Raw genomic sequence first — 19,683 nt, 5'->3', positions numbered from 1 at the left:
GTATTCTAATAAAACTATTTTAAAGGTGATTCATGAGTAAGAGTTTATACCAAACTTTAAACGTGAGCGAAAACGCCAGCCAAGATGAAATCAAAAAATCCTACCGCCGTTTAGCTAGGCAATACCACCCGGATTTGAATAAAACCAAAGAAGCCGAAGAGAAATTCAAAGAAATCAACGCCGCTTATGAAATTTTGAGCGATGAAGAAAAACGCCGCCAATACGATCAGTTTGGCGACAACATGTTTGGCGGGCAGAATTTCAGCGATTTTGCCCGAAGCCGTGGTCCTAGTGAAGATTTAGACGATATTTTAAGCTCTATTTTTGGGAAAGGAGGCTTTTCGCAAAGATTTTCTCAAAACTCGCAAGGTTTTTCTGGCTTTAATTTTTCCAATTTCGCCCCTGAAAATTTAGACATGACCGCCACTTTAAATGTCTCTGTTTTAGACACCCTTTTAGGCAATAAAAAACAAGTGAGCATCAATAATGAGACTTTTAGCCTTAAAATCCCTATTGGCGTAGAAGAGGGCGAAAAAATCAGGGTTCGCAACAAAGGGAAAACGGGGCGAACGACTAGGGGCGATTTGCTCTTGCAGATCCATATTGAAGAAGATGAAATTTACAAGCGCGAGAAAGACGATATTATCCAAATCTTTGATTTACCCTTAAAAACGGCTCTTTTTGGAGGGAAGGTTGAAATCGCTACTTGGCATAAAACCTTAACCCTAACCATTCCTCCTAACACCAAAGCGATGCAAAAATTCCGCATTAAAGAAAAAGGGATCAAAAACAGAAAAACTTCGCATGTGGGAGATTTGTATTTGCAAGCTCGTTTGATTTTGCCTAAAACGGAAACGCTTTCTAATGAGTTAAAAGCGTTATTAGAAAAAGAATTGTAAGGAGGAATCGTGTGCGATTATGATGAACCGCTTTATTTAATCAGCGTCGTGGCTAAAATCTTATGCGTGCACCCTCAAACCTTGCGCCAGTATGAAAAAGAGGGTTTGATAGAGCCTAGCAGGACTGATGGGAAAATGCGCTTGTATTCCCAACGAGACATGGACAAAATCAAAACGATTTTACGCCTTACAAGGGATATGGGGGTTAATCTAGCGGGCGTGGATATTATTTTGCGTTTAAAAGAAAAGCTTGATGAATTAGACAACCTCAATAAAGAATTGCAAGACGCTCTGCAAAAACACTCTAAAAACACCAAAACCCCAACGAAAAATTTAAACACCCCTACTAATTTTTACGAATTGATTTTATTTAAAAAATGAGCCTGACTTCGCTTTTAAACCCAAAAAGCCTAGAAGATTTTTTAGGCCAAGAGCATTTAATAGGGAAAGACGCCCCCTTATTTAAAGCCTTACAATCCAAACACTTCCCCCATGCCTTTTTCTATGGCCCTCCTGGCGTGGGTAAAACAAGCCTGGCTCAAATCATCGCTCGCTCCCTAGAGCGCCCCATTCTTTCATTTAATGCGACAGATTTTAAGCTAGAGGATTTGCGCCTTAAGCTTAAAAATTACCAAAACACCCTTTTAAAACCCGTTGTTTTTATTGATGAAACCCACAGATTGAATAAAACCCAACAAGAATTTTTACTCCCCATTATGGAAAAAGATCACGCTTTAATCTTAGGGGCTAGCACGCAAGATCCTAATTACAGCCTAAGCCATGCGATCCGCTCAAGAAGTTTTATTTTTGAATTAACCCCCCTAAAAAAGAGCGATTTAGACAAGCTTTGCGCTAAAGCTTTAACATTACTCAAAAAACAAATAGAGCCTGACGCTAAAACCTATCTTTTAAACAACAGCGCTGGCGATGCCAGAGCGTTATTAAACCTTTTAGATTTGAGTGCTAAAATAGAAAATCCTATCACTTTAAAAACCTTGCAATCCTTACGGCCCCATAGCCTAAATGACGGATCTTATAGCGATGATACGCATTATAATCTTACTAGCGCGTTAATCAAATCTTTAAGAGGGAGCGATGAAAACGCTTCCATCTATTATCTGGCGCGCCTGATTGCTGGCGGGGAAAACCCGGAATTTATCGCCAGAAGGCTAGTGATTTTTGCGAGCGAAGATATTGGTAACGCTAACCCAAACGCCCTTAATTTAGCCACTTCTTGCTTGTTTTCAGTCAAACAAATCGGCTACCCTGAAGCGCGCATCATTTTAAGCCAGTGCGTGATTTATCTGGCTTGTTCGCCCAAGTCTAACACGGCTTATAAAGCGATCAATCAGGCTTTGGATTGCGTTCAAAAGGGCTTGCTCTACCCCATTCCTAAACACCTGCTGCCTAACGCTAAAGATTACCTTTACCCGCATGATTATAACGGCTATGTCAAACAAGATTATTTGGAAAAGCCCCTCAATTTGGTTTCTTCTCAAGGCATAGGGTTTGAAAAAACCCTTTTAGAATGGCTTGATAAGATAAGAAATTGATCTTATAAGTTACATTAAAATGCGATAATGGTAATAAAAAATCAATATTTTTTGATTAAATTAAAATAATAATGAGTTTTATCTATGTTTCATCGCATTATTATTGTATAATAATATTCTAGTTATAAAAATCATTTTACGGATAAGGAAAATATTAACATGAAAAGATTAGAAACTTTAGAATCTATTTTAGAGCGCTTGAGGATGTCTATCAAAAAAAACGGACTCAAAAATTCAAAACAAAGAGAAGAAGTGGTGAGCGTTTTGTATCGCAGCGGCACACACCTAAGCCCTGAAGAAATCACGCATTCTATCCGCCAAAAGGACAAAAACACCAGCATTTCTTCAGTCTATCGCATTTTGAATTTCTTAGAAAAAGAAAATTTTATCTGTGTTTTAGAGACTTCAAAGAGCGGTCGGCGTTATGAAATTGCGGCTAAAGAACACCATGATCACATCATTTGTTTGCATTGCGGTAAGATCATTGAATTTGCAGACCCTGAAATTGAACACCGCCAGAATGAAGTCGTTAAAAAATACCAAGCCAAGCTGATTAGCCATGACATGAAAATGTTTGTGTGGTGCAAAGAATGCCAAGAGAGCGATGATTAAAAAAAATTTAAAGAAGCTAGCTTAAATAGGGCTATCTTTAAGGGTTTTAAGGACTTCGTCCAAGTTAAAACGCTTGAGCTTTAAGTTTTTGATTTCTTCATCGCTCAGGCGTTTCCAGGTGAAGGTTTTGCCCACATACCCCCATTTGTCATAGCTTGAAGTGAATTCCAAATCCCCGTTTGAATTTTGAGTAACCCTCACATAGTAGGTCTTGCCGTCATAAAAATTATACGCTTTACCGCCTTTATAAGATCGTTTTCCAACCTTAATCAAATCGCTTAAAAACACCACGCCTTTATCGCTGCGATTCCTTAGCTTTGGGTTAGGATTGAGTTTGTCTTTTTTGGCTTTAGAGCCATCCACATCAGAAATACCATAAGCATAGAACTTCCCGTTATGCTCAAAAAACTCCACAAAAGAGCTTTTCATGTATAAAAATTCTTGAGTTTGATAAATTCCAGGCAACTCTACAGCCCCTAAAAAATAACAAAAAACTAACGCTACAATAAGACTCACCAATTTCATAATTTTAATTTGATCAATCCTTTAGGCATTTTAACGACCGCTTTAAAAATCGGCTCTTCCCTATATTTTTCAAAAGACTCTCCATAGAACCTCAACGCATGCGCATCGCTTTCAAAAAAAATAGCCAGCATGCCCGCATTCAAACGTAAAAAAGAAGCTTCACTAACCGGCTCATAAACGATCAAATCTCTTTTTTCATCATAAGGGGTTTTAATGACAGCCCTATTTATATCTGCCACTTTAGCCCCCTCAACGCCTTTGACAATCAGCTGGAAATCCACATATTGTTTGTGGCTTTCAAAAAAACCTTTCTCGCTTTCTTTGGCATGCTCTAAACAATAGCTCTGCTCTATACTAAAAATGCCATGCCCTAAAGGCGTTTGAAATTCTGTATTAGACGCGAGGTTTAAAACCCTTTGATTCGCTTTACTACCCTTTTGCATGACCTCTTTTAAATACGCATGCAAAATTTCTAATTCTTGCGTTTTTTTAAACAAATGCCCAAGCGAGCTTAATTCCCCAAAAATGGCCATAATCCTTCCTTTTTTACTTTAAAATGGTTTAATTTTTCAGTTGCTCTAAGCGTTCTTTTTTAGTGCCAATATCCGTGATTTGAATGCCAAAATTCCCATCCACGATTACCACTTCGCCCTTAGCGATCACCTTGTCATCTACAAGAATTTCCAAAGGGTCATTCACCAATTGATCAAGCTCTACCACGCTCCCTATATCCATAGAGACCACATCTTTTAAAATCATCTTTTTTTGCCCGATGCGCACCTTAACATTCAATTTCACATCTAAAAGCATGCTGATATTGCGGATTTCTATGTTTTCTAAAGACGCATCATGGGTTTTAATCTCTTCAGTAGCGCTCTGTGTCGTTTCTTCTTTTTCTTCTTTATGCGTTTTTTCAAATTGGCGTTCAAAAGCCGCCGTAGTCAATAAAACGATTTGGCTTTCTTTGATGGCTTCCATTTTAAAAGAAAACACCATCGCCTTAGTATAATCTTCTTTTTTAGGAAGCTCTTTAGCGATTTCAGCGTCCGTGGTAGTGAAATTGAGTTTGGGGAGCAACTCTTGAGACTTCAAGCTTGTAGCGATCGCGCCAAAAATATTAGAAGCCATTTCCTTAAAAGCGTCTAAATCGTCATTATCCATTTCTTCCTTACTCGCCCCCTCACCCCCTAGCATCAAATCGCTTAAAGCGGTAACTAAATCTACCGGAGCCAATAATTCAATAGGACTCTCTTCTTTTTCAATCGCGCTAATCTTAACCCTTGCATAAGGCACGCTGATTAAACTCGCTTCTTCATTGTTAGAAACTTCCTTTTCTAATCCCACGCTCGGAGCCTTACCCACTAACCCTTCTAAAGTAGAAACAACCTCTTGAATAAAAATTTTAATAAAATCTTGCATTTCTCACTCTTCTTCTATTTTCATAATATCGCCCACTTTGCCTCTGCGCTGCTCTTCTAACATTTCTAAAATTTCTTTAGTGCGTTCTTTTTCGCTATAGATCACTTCTTTAATTTGAATGGTTTTCCTATACCCTTGAAACCCCACGCTCGCTAAATAACGCTTTTTTTTATGCACATACACGCTCACTTCATCATTAGCGATCTTGTTCAAGCGAATAGTATCCCCCACATCTAAATCCAGCATTTCTTTCAAGCTCAATTCCACCGCGCCCAAAAACACCATCATATCCACGCTCACCCCGCTCAATAGCGCTTGCAATTCCTTATTACGGCTCTTTTTAGAGTTCGTTTCTGAAAGCATCAAATCCCTACTCCCCATTTTAGAAAGAATGCTTTCAATGGAAATCACCGGGTAACAAATATTCATCATCCCACGGCTATGCCCAATGATAATCTCTAAAACCACCATGATAGAAATTTCATTTTGAGCGACGATTTGGACCACATTCGCGCTGGATTCTTTAGCGTCAATGGTAGGATACATCTCCACCACGGGCGACCACACTTCTTTTAAAATTTGCATCACCTGGCGTAAAATCGTATCCAATAAATTCAATTCAATATCGCTAAACTCCCTGTTTTGATCATACGCGCTCCCCTTGCCCCCTAATAGCCTGTCAATCATAGGGAAAGCGATGCTAGGATTGATTTCTAAAACCCCTGTTCCTCCCATAGGCTTCATGGAAAAGACATTAAAACTTGTAGGGCTAGGCAAACTCATCAAAAATTCGCCATAAGTCATTTGATCCACGCTGTGGAGCTGGATCTCTACAATAGAACGCATGATAGAAGAAATTTGACTAGAAAGATTCCTAGCCATTTTATCATGGATACTCCTAAAAGAACGCAATTGCTCCTTACTCACACGATTAGGGCGTTTGAAATCATAGAGAGTTACGCTGCGCTGCGGGATAATATCCTTTTTTTGGACATTTTGAATATCCACATTTTCATCAACGACTTCTAAAAGCGCATCAATTTCTTCTTGGCTTAAAATATCAGCCATGATCCACTCCTAAGGATTTACGCACCTTTTTAATCGCTTCTTTAATGATTTGAGAAATGCGCGATTCAGTAATGCCTAAAATCTCTTTGATCTCGCTCAAATTCAACTCTTCAAAGTAATAAAGCTGGATAAGGATTTGCTCTCGTTCGCTCATTTGATTCAGTGCTTTTTGGACATGCTCTAACAACTCTTCTGCTTCAATCTTTTTAGTGATTTCATCTTGCTCAATCGCATTGAATTGCTCATCTATTGGCACTAACGCATAAATATCTGAGGCCGTTTTAGCTTCTCTAATCTTTTCAATATTTTCGCCTAAAGTTTCTGCTAAATACGCATCGCTAGGCTCTTTCCCATGCTCATTAAGGTATTTGGTAATTTCAATATCAATGCTTTTAATGAGTTTCCTGCTAGAGCGAGAAATCACATCTAAAGAGCGCAAATAATCTAGCATCGCCCCATTGACACGAGTTTTAGCATACCCCCAAAAAGAATCGTTTAACGCGCTCTCATAACGCCTGGCTAATTTAATCAATTCTTCAGTGCCAATAGAAACCAGATCGTTAAAATCAATAGAGCTGGGCAAGCGCTCTTTTAAACGAAACGCCATCGCACGCACGGCTGGTAAATACTGGATAGCGAGATCGTCTTGATGGTGGTGTTGTTGCTTATCATAGGCGTTCAAAACCTTTTCTATATTTTTTTCGCTGGTTTCAGTTTTTTGAATTCCTTTGGGCATTCTATTTTCCATCATCAAAATCATAACTTCTAATGTATTCTAAAATACTAGCCACTTCTTTTTCTCTGTTCTTAAATTCATGGTTGAAACGAAGCAAGCTCTCTTCAGTGCCTTTTTTGTCAAAAAGACAAATATCTAAATCCGTGCAAGCGATAAAAATAGACGCAAACAACAACGCGATCAAGTATCCCCCAAGCGTGGATAACACCGTCCATAATAAAATGCTCTCTGGCTCATTGAATTTCAACACCGAAAACACTAACCCTAAAAAAAACCCCACCACAACAGAAAAATGGATAAAATTTTGAACTTTCATCAGCCTACCCCAAATACTTTAAAAGCCTTTTAAAAAAGCTTTTCAAACCTTCTTTTGGTATTTCTAAAGTGCCGGTTTCTAATTTAGAAACCAAAAGACCCGCTATCTGGTCAATGGATTGCGAAAACAAATCGTTAGGGGCTATTTTTCTCAAAATTTTGCGCTCCCTCACATAGCGTTTCAATAAAGAGCTGTTTTCAATCGCTCCTAAGTAATGCAATTCTAATGAAGCAATATTGTTTTTAGCTACTTTAAACAACCTTTCATAAGTCGCCCTACCCTCTTTAGGTTGGGCTACCATGTTAGTAATAAGAAACAATTCATCTTTATTTTTGGAGTTGATTTTAATGCAAGCATACGCATCCGTAATCGCTGAAGGATCGGGTGTGGTAACAATCACCACGCAATCGCTCGCATTCAAAAACGCTTGTGTAGTAGCTCCAATCCCAGCGCCTGTATCAACCACAATATAATCCAAAGAGCTTAAAACCCCCTCTTCATCCACGAATTGATCTAAAGCTTCTGTTCCGCTAATGTATTTTAAAATTTCTTCGCCACTATCCCCGGGAATTAAGCAAAGCCCGGGTTCAATCTCGCAAATGATTTCTTGCAATTTGGCTTCACCTTTTAAGGCATGCAAGATATTTTTGTGGGTTTTCACCCCAAAAATCACATCTAAATTCGCTAAACCAATATCCGCATCAAACACCCCTACCTTATAACCTTTCTTGTATAGAGAGTAGGCTAAATTAGCGCTAATATTGGATTTCCCCACGCCCCCCTTACCGCTTGTGATAGCGATGAATTTGGTATTCCCCTTATTATCAAAAAAACTTTTGGGGTTTTTAAGATTCATCAAATTATCTAAGCGGCTCGCTTGATTGTTCATGCTTGTTCCTTATTAGGGTTACTAAAGCCATCTAGCATGCAATCCACTAAATATTCATTAGTAGCCACTTTCAAATCCATAGGCACTTCTTGCCCAACAGAAAGATAGCTGATAGGCTTTTGGCTTTCATGCACTAAAGAAAACAAATTCCCTAACCCCCTACTCTCATCTAATTTCGTGAAGATTAAAGTGTCAATCCCTAACACCCCAAAAGAATCATAAATATCTTTCATGTCTTCATACTTAGTGGTAACCGAAAGCACTAAGGACACATCAATATTATAACCCCCATCTATAAATTCCTTCAAACCGGCAATTTTTTCTTTATCGTATTGCGAATGCCCTGTCGTATCCACTAGAATAAAATCGCAGTATTCCAAAGCTTCAATTTCTTTAGCAAAATCCTTAGCGTCAATCACCGCTTCTATACTCATTTTCATTTTATTAGCATACCAACTCAATTGCTCTAAAGCCCCAATGCGATAATTGTCTAAAGTGATAATGCCCACCTTGTATTTTTTCGCTAGCATTCTAGAATAGCGCGCGGCTAATTTGGCTAGAGTCGTCGTTTTCCCTACGCCTGTTGGCCCTACAAGCATTAAGATGCGTTTTTGCCTCAAATTCAAATCTTCAGGGCGGCACAAAATCATTTTACGCAACACTTCTCTAAAATAGCGCTTGATCGTTACAGAATTTTCGCGCATGCGTAAAGGCATCAATTCCAGGCTCAATTGCATGATTTCATCTAAATGGCTGGATTTCATCCCGCTTTGTTTGGCCAATTTGTAAATTTCTGCAAATTCTTGAGGGATATTGACAGAATTGGGGTTTTTCTCATCCCAAAACATGTTTTGAATAAGCTTTAGGCTGTCTCTGATTTTACTTAGTTGCAGATTAATATCTTTAATTTCTTCTTCTTGTTTAACTTCTCTTTTTTCTCTTTCTTTTTTATGATTAGCTTCATCTTTTAAAGCTTGCAATAAAGCGTCTTGCTTACTAGCCTCTAAAGGCGCATCCTCTAACGGGGCGTCTTTTTCTAAAAGGGTCTTATTTTTTGAAAAACTATAGTTGCGCTGATTAGATGAAACCCCAGCGAGTTTGCGCATTTCTTCTACAGTGCTTGAAAGCTGCATGACCACATCTTCTTCATTCAATTCTTCATCATACAAACTTTCTGGAATGAGAGGGGCTTTAGGGGGCTTGTTTTCGCTCTCTTCTTCAACCGCCACAACGATTTCATAAAGCCCAGAAGAAGTGAGCGTTTTTTTACGGATTTCTTGGGTTTTAAACACCAGCGTATCCACCCCATGGTGGCTTTGAGCGATCTTTAAAGCTTCAGCGGCCGTCTCCCCACTATAGGTATAGAATTTCACCACTCCCCTTTTTTAAAAAGAATTTGTTGCAAAGCCAACGGCACTAACACCGAATCTCTTTCACCCCATTTAGGATGAGGTAAAGTCAAATCGTTCTGTCTTAAAATGACTTGGTTGAAAGCGATAATATCAATATCCAAAGTTCTTGGAGCGTCTTTAAAATCGCGCTTCCTTTGACGCCCAAAACGCCTTTCTATATAAAAAACCAGAGCAAAAAAATGGCGCAAACTTAAAGATGTTTTAAGGATGATCGTAGCGTTGTAAAAGTTGGGTTGATTAGTGTAACCAAAAGGCGGATTGATATAAATGGGCGAAGAAAAAATTTTCCCGATTTTACTATGATTTTTAAAATATAAAAAACAATTTTTTAATATTTTTAAAGGATTTTTAAGATTAGATCCTAGTCCTAAAACCACCCTGTTAGAAAAATCAAGCCTTTTTTTAAAAAGGCTTGGGAAAAAGCGGTTAGTAAGGATCTCTCGCATCACAAAAGCTCGGCCCTAGAATTTTTAATCACCACTAAATCCTCAATGCGCACCCCAAAAAATCCAGGGATATAAATCCCAGGCTCTACAGAAAACACCATGCCCTCTTCTAAAATGGTTTCACTGCGCGATGAAATATAAGGAAGCTCATGAATGTCTAAGCCAATGCCATGCCCGGTGCTGTGAGTGAAATACTGCCCATAACCATAATCGCTAATCACTCCCCTAGCCAAGCTGTCCGCTTCTTTACCGGTCATGCCCGCTCTAATGCCTGAAATAGCCTTTTCTTGCGCTTCTTTCACAATGTCATAAATCTTTTGACGCTCTTTATCCTTGAAACTCTGCTCTCTTGTGAAGACAAAATCTTTAGGGTCAAAAAAAGCCGTGCGAGTCCTATCCGAGCAATAGCGTTCGTATTTGATCCCCATATCCAAAAGAATGCTATGCTCCGCTTTTAAAAAATCCTTCGCGCTAGGCAAGGCATGGGGTTTGCTCGCGTTCGCATTCAAGGCTAAAATAGGCTCAAAACTCAGATCATAAACCCCCTCTTTAGTCAAAAAGTCCTTAACCTTATGCTGCAAATACCGCTCGCTCAATGACTCTTTTTCATCAAAAATCTTTTTCACATACTCAGCAAAATTTTCAAAAGCTTCAACATTCAACGATTGAGATTTTTTGAGGAGTTGGATCTCATGCTCGTTTTTAATGATGCGTTTTTGGCGGTGGTAACTAGGCACGCCCTCTAAAACAACCTTATTCCCAACCGCTAAATCCAAACGCTTGTAGGTTTGTAAATTCACTTGATTGGGGTCAAAAAAGAGCTTTTTAACCGAACTCTTTGCAATCAAATCAATCGCACTTTGGACTAAATCGCTAGACTCTATCACTTCCGCTAAAACGCCATTTTTAGGCTGAATGCTTTCTTTAGCTTCTTGGGTGTAACGAGAATCAGTGATAAAGAACGAGCGATCGTCTAATTGCAAAAACAAAGCGTTATCACAACTATAAGTGCACTCAAAAAACATCGCGTTCTCATTGAGCGTGAAATGCGATTCTCTTTCTAATCCTTTCATGGGTAGCCCCCTTTTATTTTTGATTGTTAATGGGGTTATTAGGGTTGTTTTTTTGGGCTTCTTGGAACGCTTTCATTTCGGCTAAAATATTGACCATCGCCATTAAAGCCATGTTATAACCAAGCGGGCCAAATCCCATGATCACGCCTCCACAAGCCGCTCCGGTGTAAGAATTTTTCCTGAATTCCTCTCTGGCTTGAATGTTAGTGAGATGCACTTCAATAACGGGTTTGCCCGCTAGCATGATCGCATCTGCAATCGCAATAGAAGTGTGCGAAAACGCTCCAGGGTTAATGATGATCCCTTCATAATCGCTGCCCACGCTCTCTTGGATTTTATCAATGATTTCGCCCTCAAAATTGGTTTGAAAAAACTCTAATTCTACATCTAAATTGCCTTGTTTCACGAAAGTTTGCATGATTTCATGGATTTGGTCTAAGGTTACCATGCCATAAAGTCTTGGGTCTCTGTGTCCTAACATGTTTAAATTAGGCCCTTGAATCACTAAAATTTTCATTAATTTATTTCTCCTTGTTGAATATGGAATGAAACCGCATTATAGCATAAGTTTTTATCTTACCCCTTAAATCCCCCTAAGAACGCATTGTCAAGAAACTACCGCTTGACTAGCGTTAAATTTTTTGATGCTAAAAAGCGCTTTTATCTTTTTTTAAAAAAACAGCCATCATGATCATTCCTACAAAAAAACTTCCCGTAATGAAGAAATCAAAGGGGTCAAACCCGATGCCAAAAATGAGGTAAAAAGTGAGTGTCGTTAATATAAAAAACGATATTAAAGAGTTTTGCTTTATCCCGCTCCAAAAAATCTTTACAACCGCTAATAAAAAAAAGAGCCAGATTAAAAAGCCTATGATCCCCCTAGTGGCTAGAACATGAATGATTTGATTGTCGTATCTTTCATAACAAAGGATCAAATCTTTGGCTCTATAAGACTTTGATAAGGATAAAATCTCTTCTAACCTCTGGCATTTCTCGCTAGCGGCCATACCAAAAAAGGGCCTTAAACGCAAAACCGTTAGGGCTTCTTTCCAGCGCTCCAAACGCCACCCGATACTGCTATCAGCGTCCTTTTTAGCGTAGCGTTTCAAATCTTCTTCAAAACTTTGGTTTTGAACCCTAGATTGCTCTATTGCCCCCTTTTTTTCTAAAGCGTTACTCCCCATATACAAAGCGCTCAAAATAAGACTCACAACCACCATATAACCCAATGGTTTGAGCGATTTTTTGGCGTATAAAATAAAGCAAGAAAGGATTAAAAAAGTAGCTACAAAGGCGATTGTCGCGCTCCTTGTAGCGCTTAAAATAACGACTAAAAACCCCACAAAAACAGAAAGGGTGAAAAAAAGTTTTTCTTTTTGATTTTGCGAATAAAGCGCATAAATATAACAGCCCAAAATGGAAACGCTCACTAAAACCACATACTCCTTAACCGTGCTAAACCCTTGCGCTCTGGGCATGTTAAAATAAATTTTTTGCACCAATGAAAGCAAGCCATTGATGAAATTGGCAACAGCCATGCTGTAAAAAAGGATTTTTTGATTCAATTTGATTCTTAAACAACTGGCAAAAAGCAAGCATAACGCTCCGCAAGCATAAGTTAAGGACATGTTTAGAGCGAATAAATTGTAGCGGAAAGTTTGGCTATCATGCATGTTAAACATGTTAGGGAAGATGCTTAAAAACACGCCTAAAAAAGCCAAAGTAAGCCATTTGAAAGGCATTGTTTTTAGATGATTAATTCTAAAAGTCTCTTTCAAAGACGCTTGGAAATAACACCTAAAAAACAAAAAGACCATTAAAACAATCAATAAGACTTGAGTTAAAGGCTTTTTAAACGAAGTGAGAAAGAAAAGGGCAAAAATTAAAGTGAAAACAGAGTCCGCACTAAAAAAGGCTTTTAAACGCTCTTTCAACACAAACTCGCCATGCCCTAAAGCCGATAAAAATTATCTGTCTTTAATGCCTAACTTTTCAATCAAAACCACATAACGCGCATGATCGGTGCGTTTGATGTATTTCAACAAGTTGCGTCTTTGAGCGACTAATTTTAAAAGCCCTAAACGACTGGAATGATCCTTGGGGTTAGCTTTTAAATGCTCGGTTAAAAGCTTGATCCTTTCATTCAACAACGCTACTTGCACCTCACAAGAACCCGTATCGTTTTCCTTAGTGGCAAACGCCTTAATGATTTCTTGTTTTTTCTCCAGATTCAAAGCCATAACGACCTCCTAATTGGTAATTTAATAAAGATCGCATTATAGCGTAAAATAAGCTTTTTTGTGTCATACTTTTAAACTTTATATTATAATAAGAGACAAACACACCTACCAAAATTAAGGCATTGATTTTAGATTATGGCAAACGAACGCTCCAAATTAGCTTTTAAAAAGACTTTCCCCGTCTTTAAACGCTTCTTGCAATCCAAAGACTTAGCCCTTGTGGTCTTTGTGATAGCTATTTTAGCGATCATTATCGTGCCGTTACCGCCTTTTGTGTTGGATTTTTTACTCACGATTTCTATCGCGCTATCGGTGTTGATTATTTTAATCGGGCTTTATATTGACAAGCCTACTGATTTTAGCGCTTTCCCCACTTTATTGCTCATTGTAACCTTGTACCGCTTGGCTTTAAATGTCGCCACCACTAGAATGATTTTAACCCAAGGCTATAAAGGGCCTAGCGCGGTGAGCGATATTATCACGGCGTTTGGGGAATTTAGCGTGAGCGGGAATTATGTGATTGGGGCTATTATCTTTAGTATTTTAGTGTTAGTGAATTTATTAGTGGTTACTAATGGCTCTACTAGGGTTACTGAAGTTAGGGCGCGATTTGCCCTAGACGCTATGCCAGGAAAGCAAATGGCGATTGATGCGGATTTAAATTCAGGGCTTATTGATGATAAGGAAGCTAAAAAACGGCGTGCCGCTCTAAGCCAAGAAGCGGATTTTTATGGCGCGATGGATGGCGCGTCTAAATTTGTCAAAGGCGATGCGATCGCTTCTATCATTATCACGCTTATCAATATCATTGGGGGGTTTTTAGTGGGCGTGTTCCAAAGGGATATGAGTTTGAGCTTTAGCGCTAGCACTTTCACTATCCTAACCATTGGCGATGGGCTTGTGGGGCAAATCCCTGCCTTAATCATTGCAACAGCGACCGGTATTGTCGCCACTCGCACCACGCAAAACGAAGAAGAGGACTTTGCTTCCAAACTCATCACACAGCTCACCAATAAAAGCAAAACCTTAGTGATTGTGGGAGCGATTTTATTGCTTTTTGCAACCATTCCTGGACTCCCTACCTTTTCTTTAGCGTTTGTAGGGACTCTCTTTTTGTTCATCGCATGGCTGATTAGCAGGGAGGGAAAAGATGGGCTGCTCACTAAATTAGAAAATTATTTGAGTCAAAAATTCGGCTTGGATTTGAGCGAAAAACCCCACAGCTCCAAAATCAAACCCCACACCCAAACCACAAGGGCTAAAACCCAAGAAGAGCTTAAAAGAGAAGAAGAACAAGCGATTGATGAAGTGTTAAAGATTGAATTTTTAGAATTGGCTTTAGGCTATCAGCTCATCAGTCTTGCGGACATGAAACAAGGGGGCGATTTGTTAGAAAGGATTAGGGGTATTAGAAAAAAGATAGCGAGCGATTATGGTTTTTTGATGCCTCAAATCCGGATCAGGGATAATTTGCAGCTCCCCCCAACGCATTATGAAATCAAGCTTAAAGGCATTGTGATTGGTGAGGGCATGGTGATGCCAGATAAGTTTTTAGCCATGAATACCGGTTTTGTGAATAAAGAAATTGAAGGCATTCCTACTAAAGAGCCGGCTTTTGGAATGGACGCTTTATGGATTGAAACCAAAAATAAAGAAGAGTCCATTATTCAAGGCTATACCATTATTGATCCAAGCACCGTTATTGCGACACACACCAGCGAATTAGTGAAAAAATACGCTGAAGATTTTATCACTAAAGACGAAGTGAAATCCCTTTTAGAGCGCTTGGCTAAAGACTATCCTACGATTGTAGAAGAGAGTAAAAAAATCCCCACCGGTGCGATCCGCTCAGTCTTGCAAGCCTTGTTGCATGAAAAAATCCCCATTAAAGACATGCTCACTATTTTAGAAACGATTACCGATATTGCCCCATTGGTTCAAAACGATGTGAATATCTTAACCGAACAAGTGAGGGCGAGGCTTTCTAGGGTGATCACTAACGCTTTTAAATCTGAAGACGGGCGTTTGAAATTTTTAACCTTTTCTACCGATAGCGAACAATTTTTGCTTAATAAATTGCGAGAAAATGGCGCTTCTAAGAGTCTGTTGCTCAATGTGAGCGAATTGCAAAAACTCATTGAAGTGGTTTCTGAAGAGGCTATGAAAGTCTTGCAAAAAGGGATCGCTCCGGTGATTTTGATCGTAGAGCCTAATTTAAGAAAAGCCCTTTCCAATCAAATGGAGCAGGCCAGGATTGATGTGGTCGTGCTAAGCCATGCGGAATTAGATCCTAACTCCAATTTTGAAGCTTTAGGCACGATCCATATTAACTTTTAATGGATAAATAATTGATAAAAAAAGGAGAATGATGCAAGTTTACCACCTTTCACACATTGATTTAGACGGCTATGCATGCCAGCTTGTTTCAAAACAATTTTTTAAAAATACCCAATGCTATAACGCTAATTACGGGCGTGAAGTTTCAGCGAGAATTTATGAGATTTTAAACGCAATCGCTCAATCTAAAGAGAGTGAATTCCTTATTTTGATCAGCGATTTGAATTTGAACTTAAACGAAGCAGAGTATCTGCAAGATAAAATCCAAGAACACCGCTTGCAAAACAAAAACATTCAAATCCAGCTTTTGGATCACCATATCAGTGGTAAGGAAGTGGCTGAGAGTTTCCATTGGTATTTTTTAGACACGAACCGTTGCGCGACTAAAATCGTGTATGAATTTTTGAAAAAACATTACGCTATTTTAGAGCCAAAAAACACAACATGGCTAGAGCCTTTGGTGGAAATGGTCAATTCTGTGGATATTTGGGACACGCAAGGTTATGGCTTTGAATTAGGCAAGGTGTGCATGCGCATGATCACTCAAAGCTCTGAATTGAATCGTTTCATGTTTGATGATGAAAACCGCAACTATAAGTTAAAGCTTTTAGAAGAAGTTAAAAACTATTTGTTTTTAGAAAATGCCCCTGTAGCCTATGATAACGATTTGTTCAGGCTTAAAAAAATCGCTCTAGGGGGCGACCCCGATACAGAAACGATGGACAATATCTCTTCAAACGCGCAAACGCATTTGCTCTCTTTAAAAAAGCATGATTGCAGCGTTTATTACCGGGATAAAAAAGGGTTTTTAAGCTATTCTATGGGGGGTATTAGCGTGTTGGCTAACCTTTTTTTAACGCAAAATCCGGATTTTGATTTTTATATAGATGTGAATTCTAAAGGGAATGTGAGCTTAAGAGCGAACGGGAATTGCGATGTGTGCGAACTCAGTCAAATGTGTTTTAATGGAGGCGGGCATAGGAATGCGAGCGGAGGCAAGATTGATGGCTTTAGAGAAAGCTTTAATTACAGGGATATTAAAGAACAAATTGAAGAAATCTTTAATAACGCTTAAAAATAAGCTGTTTAGAAAAAGCTAACAAAAACTAACAAGAGTTTAAAAGCTCTTTTTGATAAGGTTTAAAAATTTTCATTCTATCATTTTGTATAAACTCATTTCTTTAAGGATAGAAGATATTTTAAAATAATTCTCCCCCTATCAAACCTCCAACTAAATCCCCCTAACCCCCAAAAGGTCGCTTAAAAATTCATCGCTTACTTTTCGCAAGCTCTCTTAATAGTTTGATTGTAAAAAAATGCTTTTTTAGTATTTTTAGGTTTTTTAAATTATCATCACGCCAACGCAAATAATCATTTTAAGTTATCTCTCTATTTTATTGTTTTTTTTGTTGCGGGTATTTGGAGCATGTTAGGGTTTGGGGTAATAGTGAGCGGTTATCTTAAAAAGGAGATGACCAACTATGAAACTACTATTAGCAATCATAGTTTTAATGGTTCTCACAACGCCACTATACTAAAATTTTAGTGCAAGCTAGAGTTTAACTAGCGTTTTCTTTGTGTATTTTTCTTGTATCCCATAAAAATCCCACAAAAATAAGACTTTGTCAATATCCAATGAAAACGGAGCCAAAGTTTGTATTTTGATAAATATTTAAATCCATGAATTGATACGAATTTATTTGAGTGTTTTTTTAACCAAAACACCCTACCAATCGCAGATAAAATGATCATGCTCCTAGCTAAACACCAACTTGATATGAGTGCCTCTACTATCGTTATTAAAATATTTGATTTTACCCACTCCACACTCTCATTCTAATCTATTTTTTAGCAAACCACGGAATTTACTCTTCACACGCCGGTTTGGGGTAGCAAAAACGATAGCCTCTGCGCCTTACGGTTTCAACCGTGGAAATCCCCAAGGGTTTATCCATTTTTTGGCGGATTTGATTGATAGCCACTTCAATGACATTAGGGGTAACCATTTCAGGCTCTTCCCAAATAGCGTCTAAAAGCTGTTCCTTGGAGACGATTTGATTCCTATGCCTGGCAAGATGGGTCAGCACTTCAAAGGGCTTCCCTTTAACCTCAACTTCACGCCCCTTATAAATAATCTTTTCTTCATCAGGGCTAATGGTCAAATCCCCAATTTCAATCACATTAGAACCCCAAAACCTTAAACGAGCCTCAATCCTTGCGACTAAAGCTTTAATGCTGCGGTAAGGCTTAGCGATGTAATCGTCCGCGCCCTGCTCAAACGCATGGATTTCTTCTTCGCTTGTAGGGTTATCAGAAGAAACTAAAACAACAATAGAAGAATGCTTTTCCTTGATTCTAGAAACAAAACTTAAAGCATTTTTATCGCTAACCATAACCAAGTCATAATTCCTAATATCCATAAGATATTCCCCATCCTCTAAACTCTCTGTTACATCAGCCATAAAGCCTTTAACATTTAAGCCCTTTTCAATTTCTCCACCTAAAACAGAATTTTTTTCAATCAGTAGAACGCGCATGGTGTATGACTCCTGCATTTAAGAGTAATTCAAGCACTGATTATATCATAATTTTAAATTAGTTTAAGAAAATATTAATAAAAGTTATCGCTTGATTAAAATCAAGCCCTTGATTATTGGTTGTAAAAATGCCTTTGAGCGTTTTTATGGATAATTTTTAAAACCATTTGCCAAAAATCACCATTTTATTGTATAATTGCAAATCCAACCATTCCTTGTGGTTTGGTTGGCACCGCTTAAGATTGAAGGGTCACCTCCCCCTCCTTTCCCTTTGTCTTGGCGGTTGTTTTTTTAATCCTTGTTTAGTCCTTATTTTTAACCGCTTGATTACGATTTTAAGATTTTGTTCAACTAAGCTTGATTTTTAGGTAAGAGCCTAAGGTATGCGATCTCGCTAGGGGCTAAAAACCTTAAAGGAATCCCCCAATACCCTGCCCCACTGCTCACATAGATTTGAGTGGTGGGGCTGTGCTTGTATAAACCATGTAAATAGGTTTGCGCCAACTTGACTAAAAGGCTAAAGGGAAAGATTTGCCCTGCATGGGTATGCCCTGAAAGCACTAAATCCACAGAGTGGCTTTCTTTGAGGCTTCTAATTTGTTTGGGCTGGTGGGCTAAAAGGATCGTGGGCTTACTCTCATCGCGCTTTTTTAACGCTTCATCAATATTGGGGGCAAAATTTTGACGCTTTCGCGCGAAATAATCATACACACCGCACAAATTGATCCCCCCTAAATGCACGCATTCATTCCCTAAAATCGTCATATCAAGCGTGTTAAGAAACGATAAAATCGGCTCTATGCCATGATAATACTCATGATTTCCTGGCACATAAAAAGTGCCATGCGTACTTTTAAGGTTGTTTAAAGGCAGTAAAAAAGATTTGACTTTTTCAATGCTTTCATCCACTAAATCCCCCCCAATCAACACCATATCCACTTCTTTTTGATTGACTTCTTCTACAATGTAATCAACAAAATCTTTTTGCAACAAACTCCCCACATGCATGTCTGTGAGTAAAATAATCTTTAATTCCTTGTCTAGCTTATCCAAATAAATAGGGGTTTCTTTGATTTTAGGGCGGGCCAACCCCTCATAAAACCCGCGCCAAAAATACCCTAACAACGCCAGATAAAACCCTAATTTTAAAAAGTTTTTTAAACCTTTACGCCTTGAAGGTAAGAAATCTATTTTTTCTATGGAGTAAGAAAACCCGTAAAAACTTAAAGAAAGGATAAAAATAATAAAAGATACAAACGAACACGCCGAAGTCAAAACAAACAAATGGCTAGGCATAGTATTCCTATAAAAAACAAAAGCCGCCTCGCCCGCACTCAAAAGGATGAAAAACCCCAAATAAGCGTATCGAGAGATTTTCTTTAGGGTTAAAAACGATTTTAACATCCTAAAAGAACTATAATTCAAAAAACATAAAACCAATAAAAACGCTATGGAGATCAGCATATCACCCTTTTTGTAGTCATAATGTTTTGGTTTATATTAGCATATTAACGCTAATGCTCCCTTTAGGTTTCATCTTGCTATTGTTTCCTTTTTTATCAGTCTCAACCCCCACAGAAAGAGAAAAGTATCCCTCCCTTTAAAAGAGTGTGAGTTTGGA

At 38.5% G+C, this 19,683-nt stretch carries 21 protein-coding genes; 6 read left to right on the top strand and 15 right to left on the bottom strand.

The genetic code is table 11. The annotated features are described in order from the left end of the window. Positions 1 to 32 precede the first annotated feature (32 nt). From H7N67_RS02440 to fur, 4 genes are all read left to right on the top strand, one after another. Positions 33 to 899 carry a DnaJ C-terminal domain-containing protein gene (locus H7N67_RS02440; protein ID WP_187938930.1) on the top strand — a complete coding sequence of 289 codons (867 nt, stop codon included), beginning with the start codon at positions 33 to 35 and terminating at the stop codon, positions 897 to 899. Between the two features lie 9 nt (positions 900 to 908). Continuing rightward, positions 909 to 1,280 (top strand): heat shock protein transcriptional repressor HspR, encoded by a 372-nt coding sequence (locus H7N67_RS02435; RefSeq protein WP_187938929.1) that lies wholly within the window; start codon positions 909 to 911, stop codon positions 1,278 to 1,280. Next, positions 1,277 to 2,452, top strand: a complete 1,176-nt coding sequence (locus tag H7N67_RS02430) for a replication-associated recombination protein A (RefSeq protein ID WP_187938928.1) — start codon at positions 1,277 to 1,279, stop codon at positions 2,450 to 2,452. Before H7N67_RS02435 ends, H7N67_RS02430 begins: the two co-directional genes overlap by 4 nt. A gap of 159 nt (positions 2,453 to 2,611) precedes the next feature. Then, complete coding sequence (fur, locus tag H7N67_RS02425) at positions 2,612 to 3,064, top strand: ferric iron uptake transcriptional regulator (RefSeq protein WP_000824988.1); 453 nt, start codon at positions 2,612 to 2,614, stop codon at positions 3,062 to 3,064. Between the two features lie 21 nt (positions 3,065 to 3,085). Here fur and H7N67_RS02420 read toward each other — a convergent pair whose 3' ends face one another. The 13 genes from H7N67_RS02420 to rpsO all read right to left on the bottom strand — a co-directional run bounded on the left by H7N67_RS02420 (position 3,086) and on the right by rpsO (position 13,188). Continuing rightward, the gene (locus H7N67_RS02420) at positions 3,086 to 3,589 is read right to left on the bottom strand and encodes a DUF2147 domain-containing protein (RefSeq protein ID WP_187938927.1); all 504 of its coding nucleotides are present in this window, start codon (positions 3,587 to 3,589) and stop codon (positions 3,086 to 3,088) included. Next, positions 3,586 to 4,122 carry a NanQ anomerase/TabA/YiaL family protein gene (locus H7N67_RS02415; protein WP_187849063.1) on the bottom strand — a complete coding sequence of 179 codons (537 nt, stop codon included), beginning with the start codon at positions 4,120 to 4,122 and terminating at the stop codon, positions 3,586 to 3,588. Before H7N67_RS02415 ends, H7N67_RS02420 begins: the two co-directional genes overlap by 4 nt. 28 nt (positions 4,123 to 4,150) lie before the next feature. Further along, positions 4,151 to 5,008: a flagellar motor switch protein FliY gene (gene fliY / locus H7N67_RS02410; RefSeq protein ID WP_187938926.1), complete on the bottom strand. Its 858-nt coding sequence runs from the start codon at positions 5,006 to 5,008 to the stop codon at positions 4,151 to 4,153. 3 nt (positions 5,009 to 5,011) lie between these two features. Beyond that, on the bottom strand, positions 5,012 to 6,076 hold the full coding sequence (gene fliM / locus H7N67_RS02405) for a flagellar motor switch protein FliM (protein WP_000763570.1): 1,065 nt from the start codon (positions 6,074 to 6,076) through the stop codon (positions 5,012 to 5,014). Then, positions 6,069 to 6,836: an RNA polymerase sigma factor FliA gene (locus tag H7N67_RS02400; protein ID WP_150180651.1), complete on the bottom strand. Its 768-nt coding sequence runs from the start codon at positions 6,834 to 6,836 to the stop codon at positions 6,069 to 6,071. The genes fliM and H7N67_RS02400 overlap by 8 nt, the downstream gene beginning before the upstream one ends. Continuing rightward, on the bottom strand, positions 6,814 to 7,128 hold the full coding sequence (locus tag H7N67_RS02395) for a hypothetical protein (RefSeq protein WP_000868000.1): 315 nt from the start codon (positions 7,126 to 7,128) through the stop codon (positions 6,814 to 6,816). The genes H7N67_RS02400 and H7N67_RS02395 overlap by 23 nt, the downstream gene beginning before the upstream one ends. A 4-nt stretch (positions 7,129 to 7,132) precedes the next feature. After that, entirely contained in the window at positions 7,133 to 8,017 is an 885-nt protein-coding gene (gene ylxH / locus H7N67_RS02390) for a flagellum site-determining protein YlxH (protein WP_187938925.1), read from the bottom strand. Further along, positions 8,014 to 9,390, bottom strand: coding sequence for a flagellar biosynthesis protein FlhF (gene flhF, locus H7N67_RS02385; RefSeq protein WP_183029735.1), 1,377 nt, complete (start codon positions 9,388 to 9,390; stop codon positions 8,014 to 8,016). The genes ylxH and flhF overlap by 4 nt, the downstream gene beginning before the upstream one ends. After that, positions 9,387 to 9,875 (bottom strand): 2-amino-4-hydroxy-6-hydroxymethyldihydropteridine diphosphokinase, encoded by a 489-nt coding sequence (folK, locus tag H7N67_RS02380; RefSeq protein ID WP_187938924.1) that lies wholly within the window; start codon positions 9,873 to 9,875, stop codon positions 9,387 to 9,389. The genes flhF and folK overlap by 4 nt, the downstream gene beginning before the upstream one ends. After that, a complete protein-coding gene (locus H7N67_RS02375) occupies positions 9,875 to 10,948 on the bottom strand; it encodes an aminopeptidase (protein WP_187938923.1) in 1,074 nt (357 codons plus the stop codon). Before H7N67_RS02375 ends, folK begins: the two co-directional genes overlap by 1 nt. 13 nt (positions 10,949 to 10,961) lie before the next feature. Then, positions 10,962 to 11,465 (bottom strand): type II 3-dehydroquinate dehydratase, encoded by a 504-nt coding sequence (gene aroQ / locus H7N67_RS02370; RefSeq protein WP_000699284.1) that lies wholly within the window; start codon positions 11,463 to 11,465, stop codon positions 10,962 to 10,964. Between the two features lie 130 nt (positions 11,466 to 11,595). Continuing rightward, entirely contained in the window at positions 11,596 to 12,885 is a 1,290-nt protein-coding gene (locus H7N67_RS02365; protein WP_187938922.1) for an O-antigen ligase family protein, read from the bottom strand. Positions 12,886 to 12,915: 30 nt separating this feature from the next. After that, positions 12,916 to 13,188: a 30S ribosomal protein S15 gene (rpsO, locus tag H7N67_RS02360; protein ID WP_001207116.1), complete on the bottom strand. Its 273-nt coding sequence runs from the start codon at positions 13,186 to 13,188 to the stop codon at positions 12,916 to 12,918. A 135-nt stretch (positions 13,189 to 13,323) separates the two neighbouring features. Between rpsO and flhA the strand changes: the two genes are divergently transcribed. Together flhA and H7N67_RS02350 are read left to right on the top strand one after the other, a co-directional pair. Continuing rightward, positions 13,324 to 15,525, top strand: coding sequence for a flagellar biosynthesis protein FlhA (gene flhA, locus H7N67_RS02355; RefSeq protein WP_187938921.1), 2,202 nt, complete (start codon positions 13,324 to 13,326; stop codon positions 15,523 to 15,525). A gap of 31 nt (positions 15,526 to 15,556) precedes the next feature. Continuing rightward, positions 15,557 to 16,600, top strand: coding sequence for a 3',5'-cyclic-nucleotide phosphodiesterase (locus H7N67_RS02350; protein WP_187938920.1), 1,044 nt, complete (start codon positions 15,557 to 15,559; stop codon positions 16,598 to 16,600). 790 nt (positions 16,601 to 17,390) lie between these two features. On the opposite strand, the gene hsrA is transcribed toward H7N67_RS02350, so the two are convergent. Further along, positions 17,391 to 18,062 carry a response regulator-like transcription factor HsrA gene (gene hsrA / locus H7N67_RS02345; RefSeq protein WP_187938919.1) on the bottom strand — a complete coding sequence of 224 codons (672 nt, stop codon included), beginning with the start codon at positions 18,060 to 18,062 and terminating at the stop codon, positions 17,391 to 17,393. 351 nt (positions 18,063 to 18,413) lie between these two features. After that, positions 18,414 to 19,526 (bottom strand): metallophosphoesterase, encoded by a 1,113-nt coding sequence (locus tag H7N67_RS02340; RefSeq protein ID WP_187938918.1) that lies wholly within the window; start codon positions 19,524 to 19,526, stop codon positions 18,414 to 18,416. Positions 19,527 to 19,683: the final 157 nt, after the last annotated feature.

Origin of the sequence: Helicobacter pylori (genome assembly GCF_014498195.1) — a bacterium.
Lineage (GTDB): Bacteria > Campylobacterota > Campylobacteria > Campylobacterales > Helicobacteraceae > Helicobacter > Helicobacter pylori_DO.
The sequence above is the reverse complement of the archived record's forward strand: the minus strand, read 5'-3'. Positions and strand labels throughout refer to the sequence as shown.

What these genes read in the sequence shown, in the direction of transcription:
- H7N67_RS02375 (WP_187938923.1), bottom strand. Translation starts at nt 10,948, where the DNA reads ATGAAAGGATTAGAAAGAGAATCGCATTTCACGCTCAATGAGAACGCG.
- aroQ (WP_000699284.1), bottom strand. Translation starts at nt 11,465, where the DNA reads ATGAAAATTTTAGTGATTCAAGGGCCTAATTTAAACATGTTAGGACAC.
- H7N67_RS02440 (WP_187938930.1), top strand. Translation starts at nt 33, where the DNA reads ATGAGTAAGAGTTTATACCAAACTTTAAACGTGAGCGAAAACGCCAGC.
- ylxH (WP_187938925.1), bottom strand. Translation starts at nt 8,017, where the DNA reads ATGAACAATCAAGCGAGCCGCTTAGATAATTTGATGAATCTTAAAAAC.
- H7N67_RS02430 (WP_187938928.1), top strand. Translation starts at nt 1,277, where the DNA reads ATGAGCCTGACTTCGCTTTTAAACCCAAAAAGCCTAGAAGATTTTTTA.
- fliY (WP_187938926.1), bottom strand. Translation starts at nt 5,008, where the DNA reads ATGCAAGATTTTATTAAAATTTTTATTCAAGAGGTTGTTTCTACTTTA.
- H7N67_RS02400 (WP_150180651.1), bottom strand. Translation starts at nt 6,836, where the DNA reads ATGATTTTGATGATGGAAAATAGAATGCCCAAAGGAATTCAAAAAACT.
- hsrA (WP_187938919.1), bottom strand. Translation starts at nt 18,062, where the DNA reads ATGCGCGTTCTACTGATTGAAAAAAATTCTGTTTTAGGTGGAGAAATT.
- fur (WP_000824988.1), top strand. Translation starts at nt 2,612, where the DNA reads ATGAAAAGATTAGAAACTTTAGAATCTATTTTAGAGCGCTTGAGGATG.
- H7N67_RS02340 (WP_187938918.1), bottom strand. Translation starts at nt 19,526, where the DNA reads ATGCTGATCTCCATAGCGTTTTTATTGGTTTTATGTTTTTTGAATTAT.
- fliM (WP_000763570.1), bottom strand. Translation starts at nt 6,076, where the DNA reads ATGGCTGATATTTTAAGCCAAGAAGAAATTGATGCGCTTTTAGAAGTC.
- H7N67_RS02395 (WP_000868000.1), bottom strand. Translation starts at nt 7,128, where the DNA reads ATGAAAGTTCAAAATTTTATCCATTTTTCTGTTGTGGTGGGGTTTTTT.
- H7N67_RS02350 (WP_187938920.1), top strand. Translation starts at nt 15,557, where the DNA reads ATGCAAGTTTACCACCTTTCACACATTGATTTAGACGGCTATGCATGC.
- flhA (WP_187938921.1), top strand. Translation starts at nt 13,324, where the DNA reads ATGGCAAACGAACGCTCCAAATTAGCTTTTAAAAAGACTTTCCCCGTC.
- H7N67_RS02420 (WP_187938927.1), bottom strand. Translation starts at nt 3,589, where the DNA reads ATGAAATTGGTGAGTCTTATTGTAGCGTTAGTTTTTTGTTATTTTTTA.
- folK (WP_187938924.1), bottom strand. Translation starts at nt 9,875, where the DNA reads ATGCGAGAGATCCTTACTAACCGCTTTTTCCCAAGCCTTTTTAAAAAA.
- rpsO (WP_001207116.1), bottom strand. Translation starts at nt 13,188, where the DNA reads ATGGCTTTGAATCTGGAGAAAAAACAAGAAATCATTAAGGCGTTTGCC.
- H7N67_RS02415 (WP_187849063.1), bottom strand. Translation starts at nt 4,122, where the DNA reads ATGGCCATTTTTGGGGAATTAAGCTCGCTTGGGCATTTGTTTAAAAAA.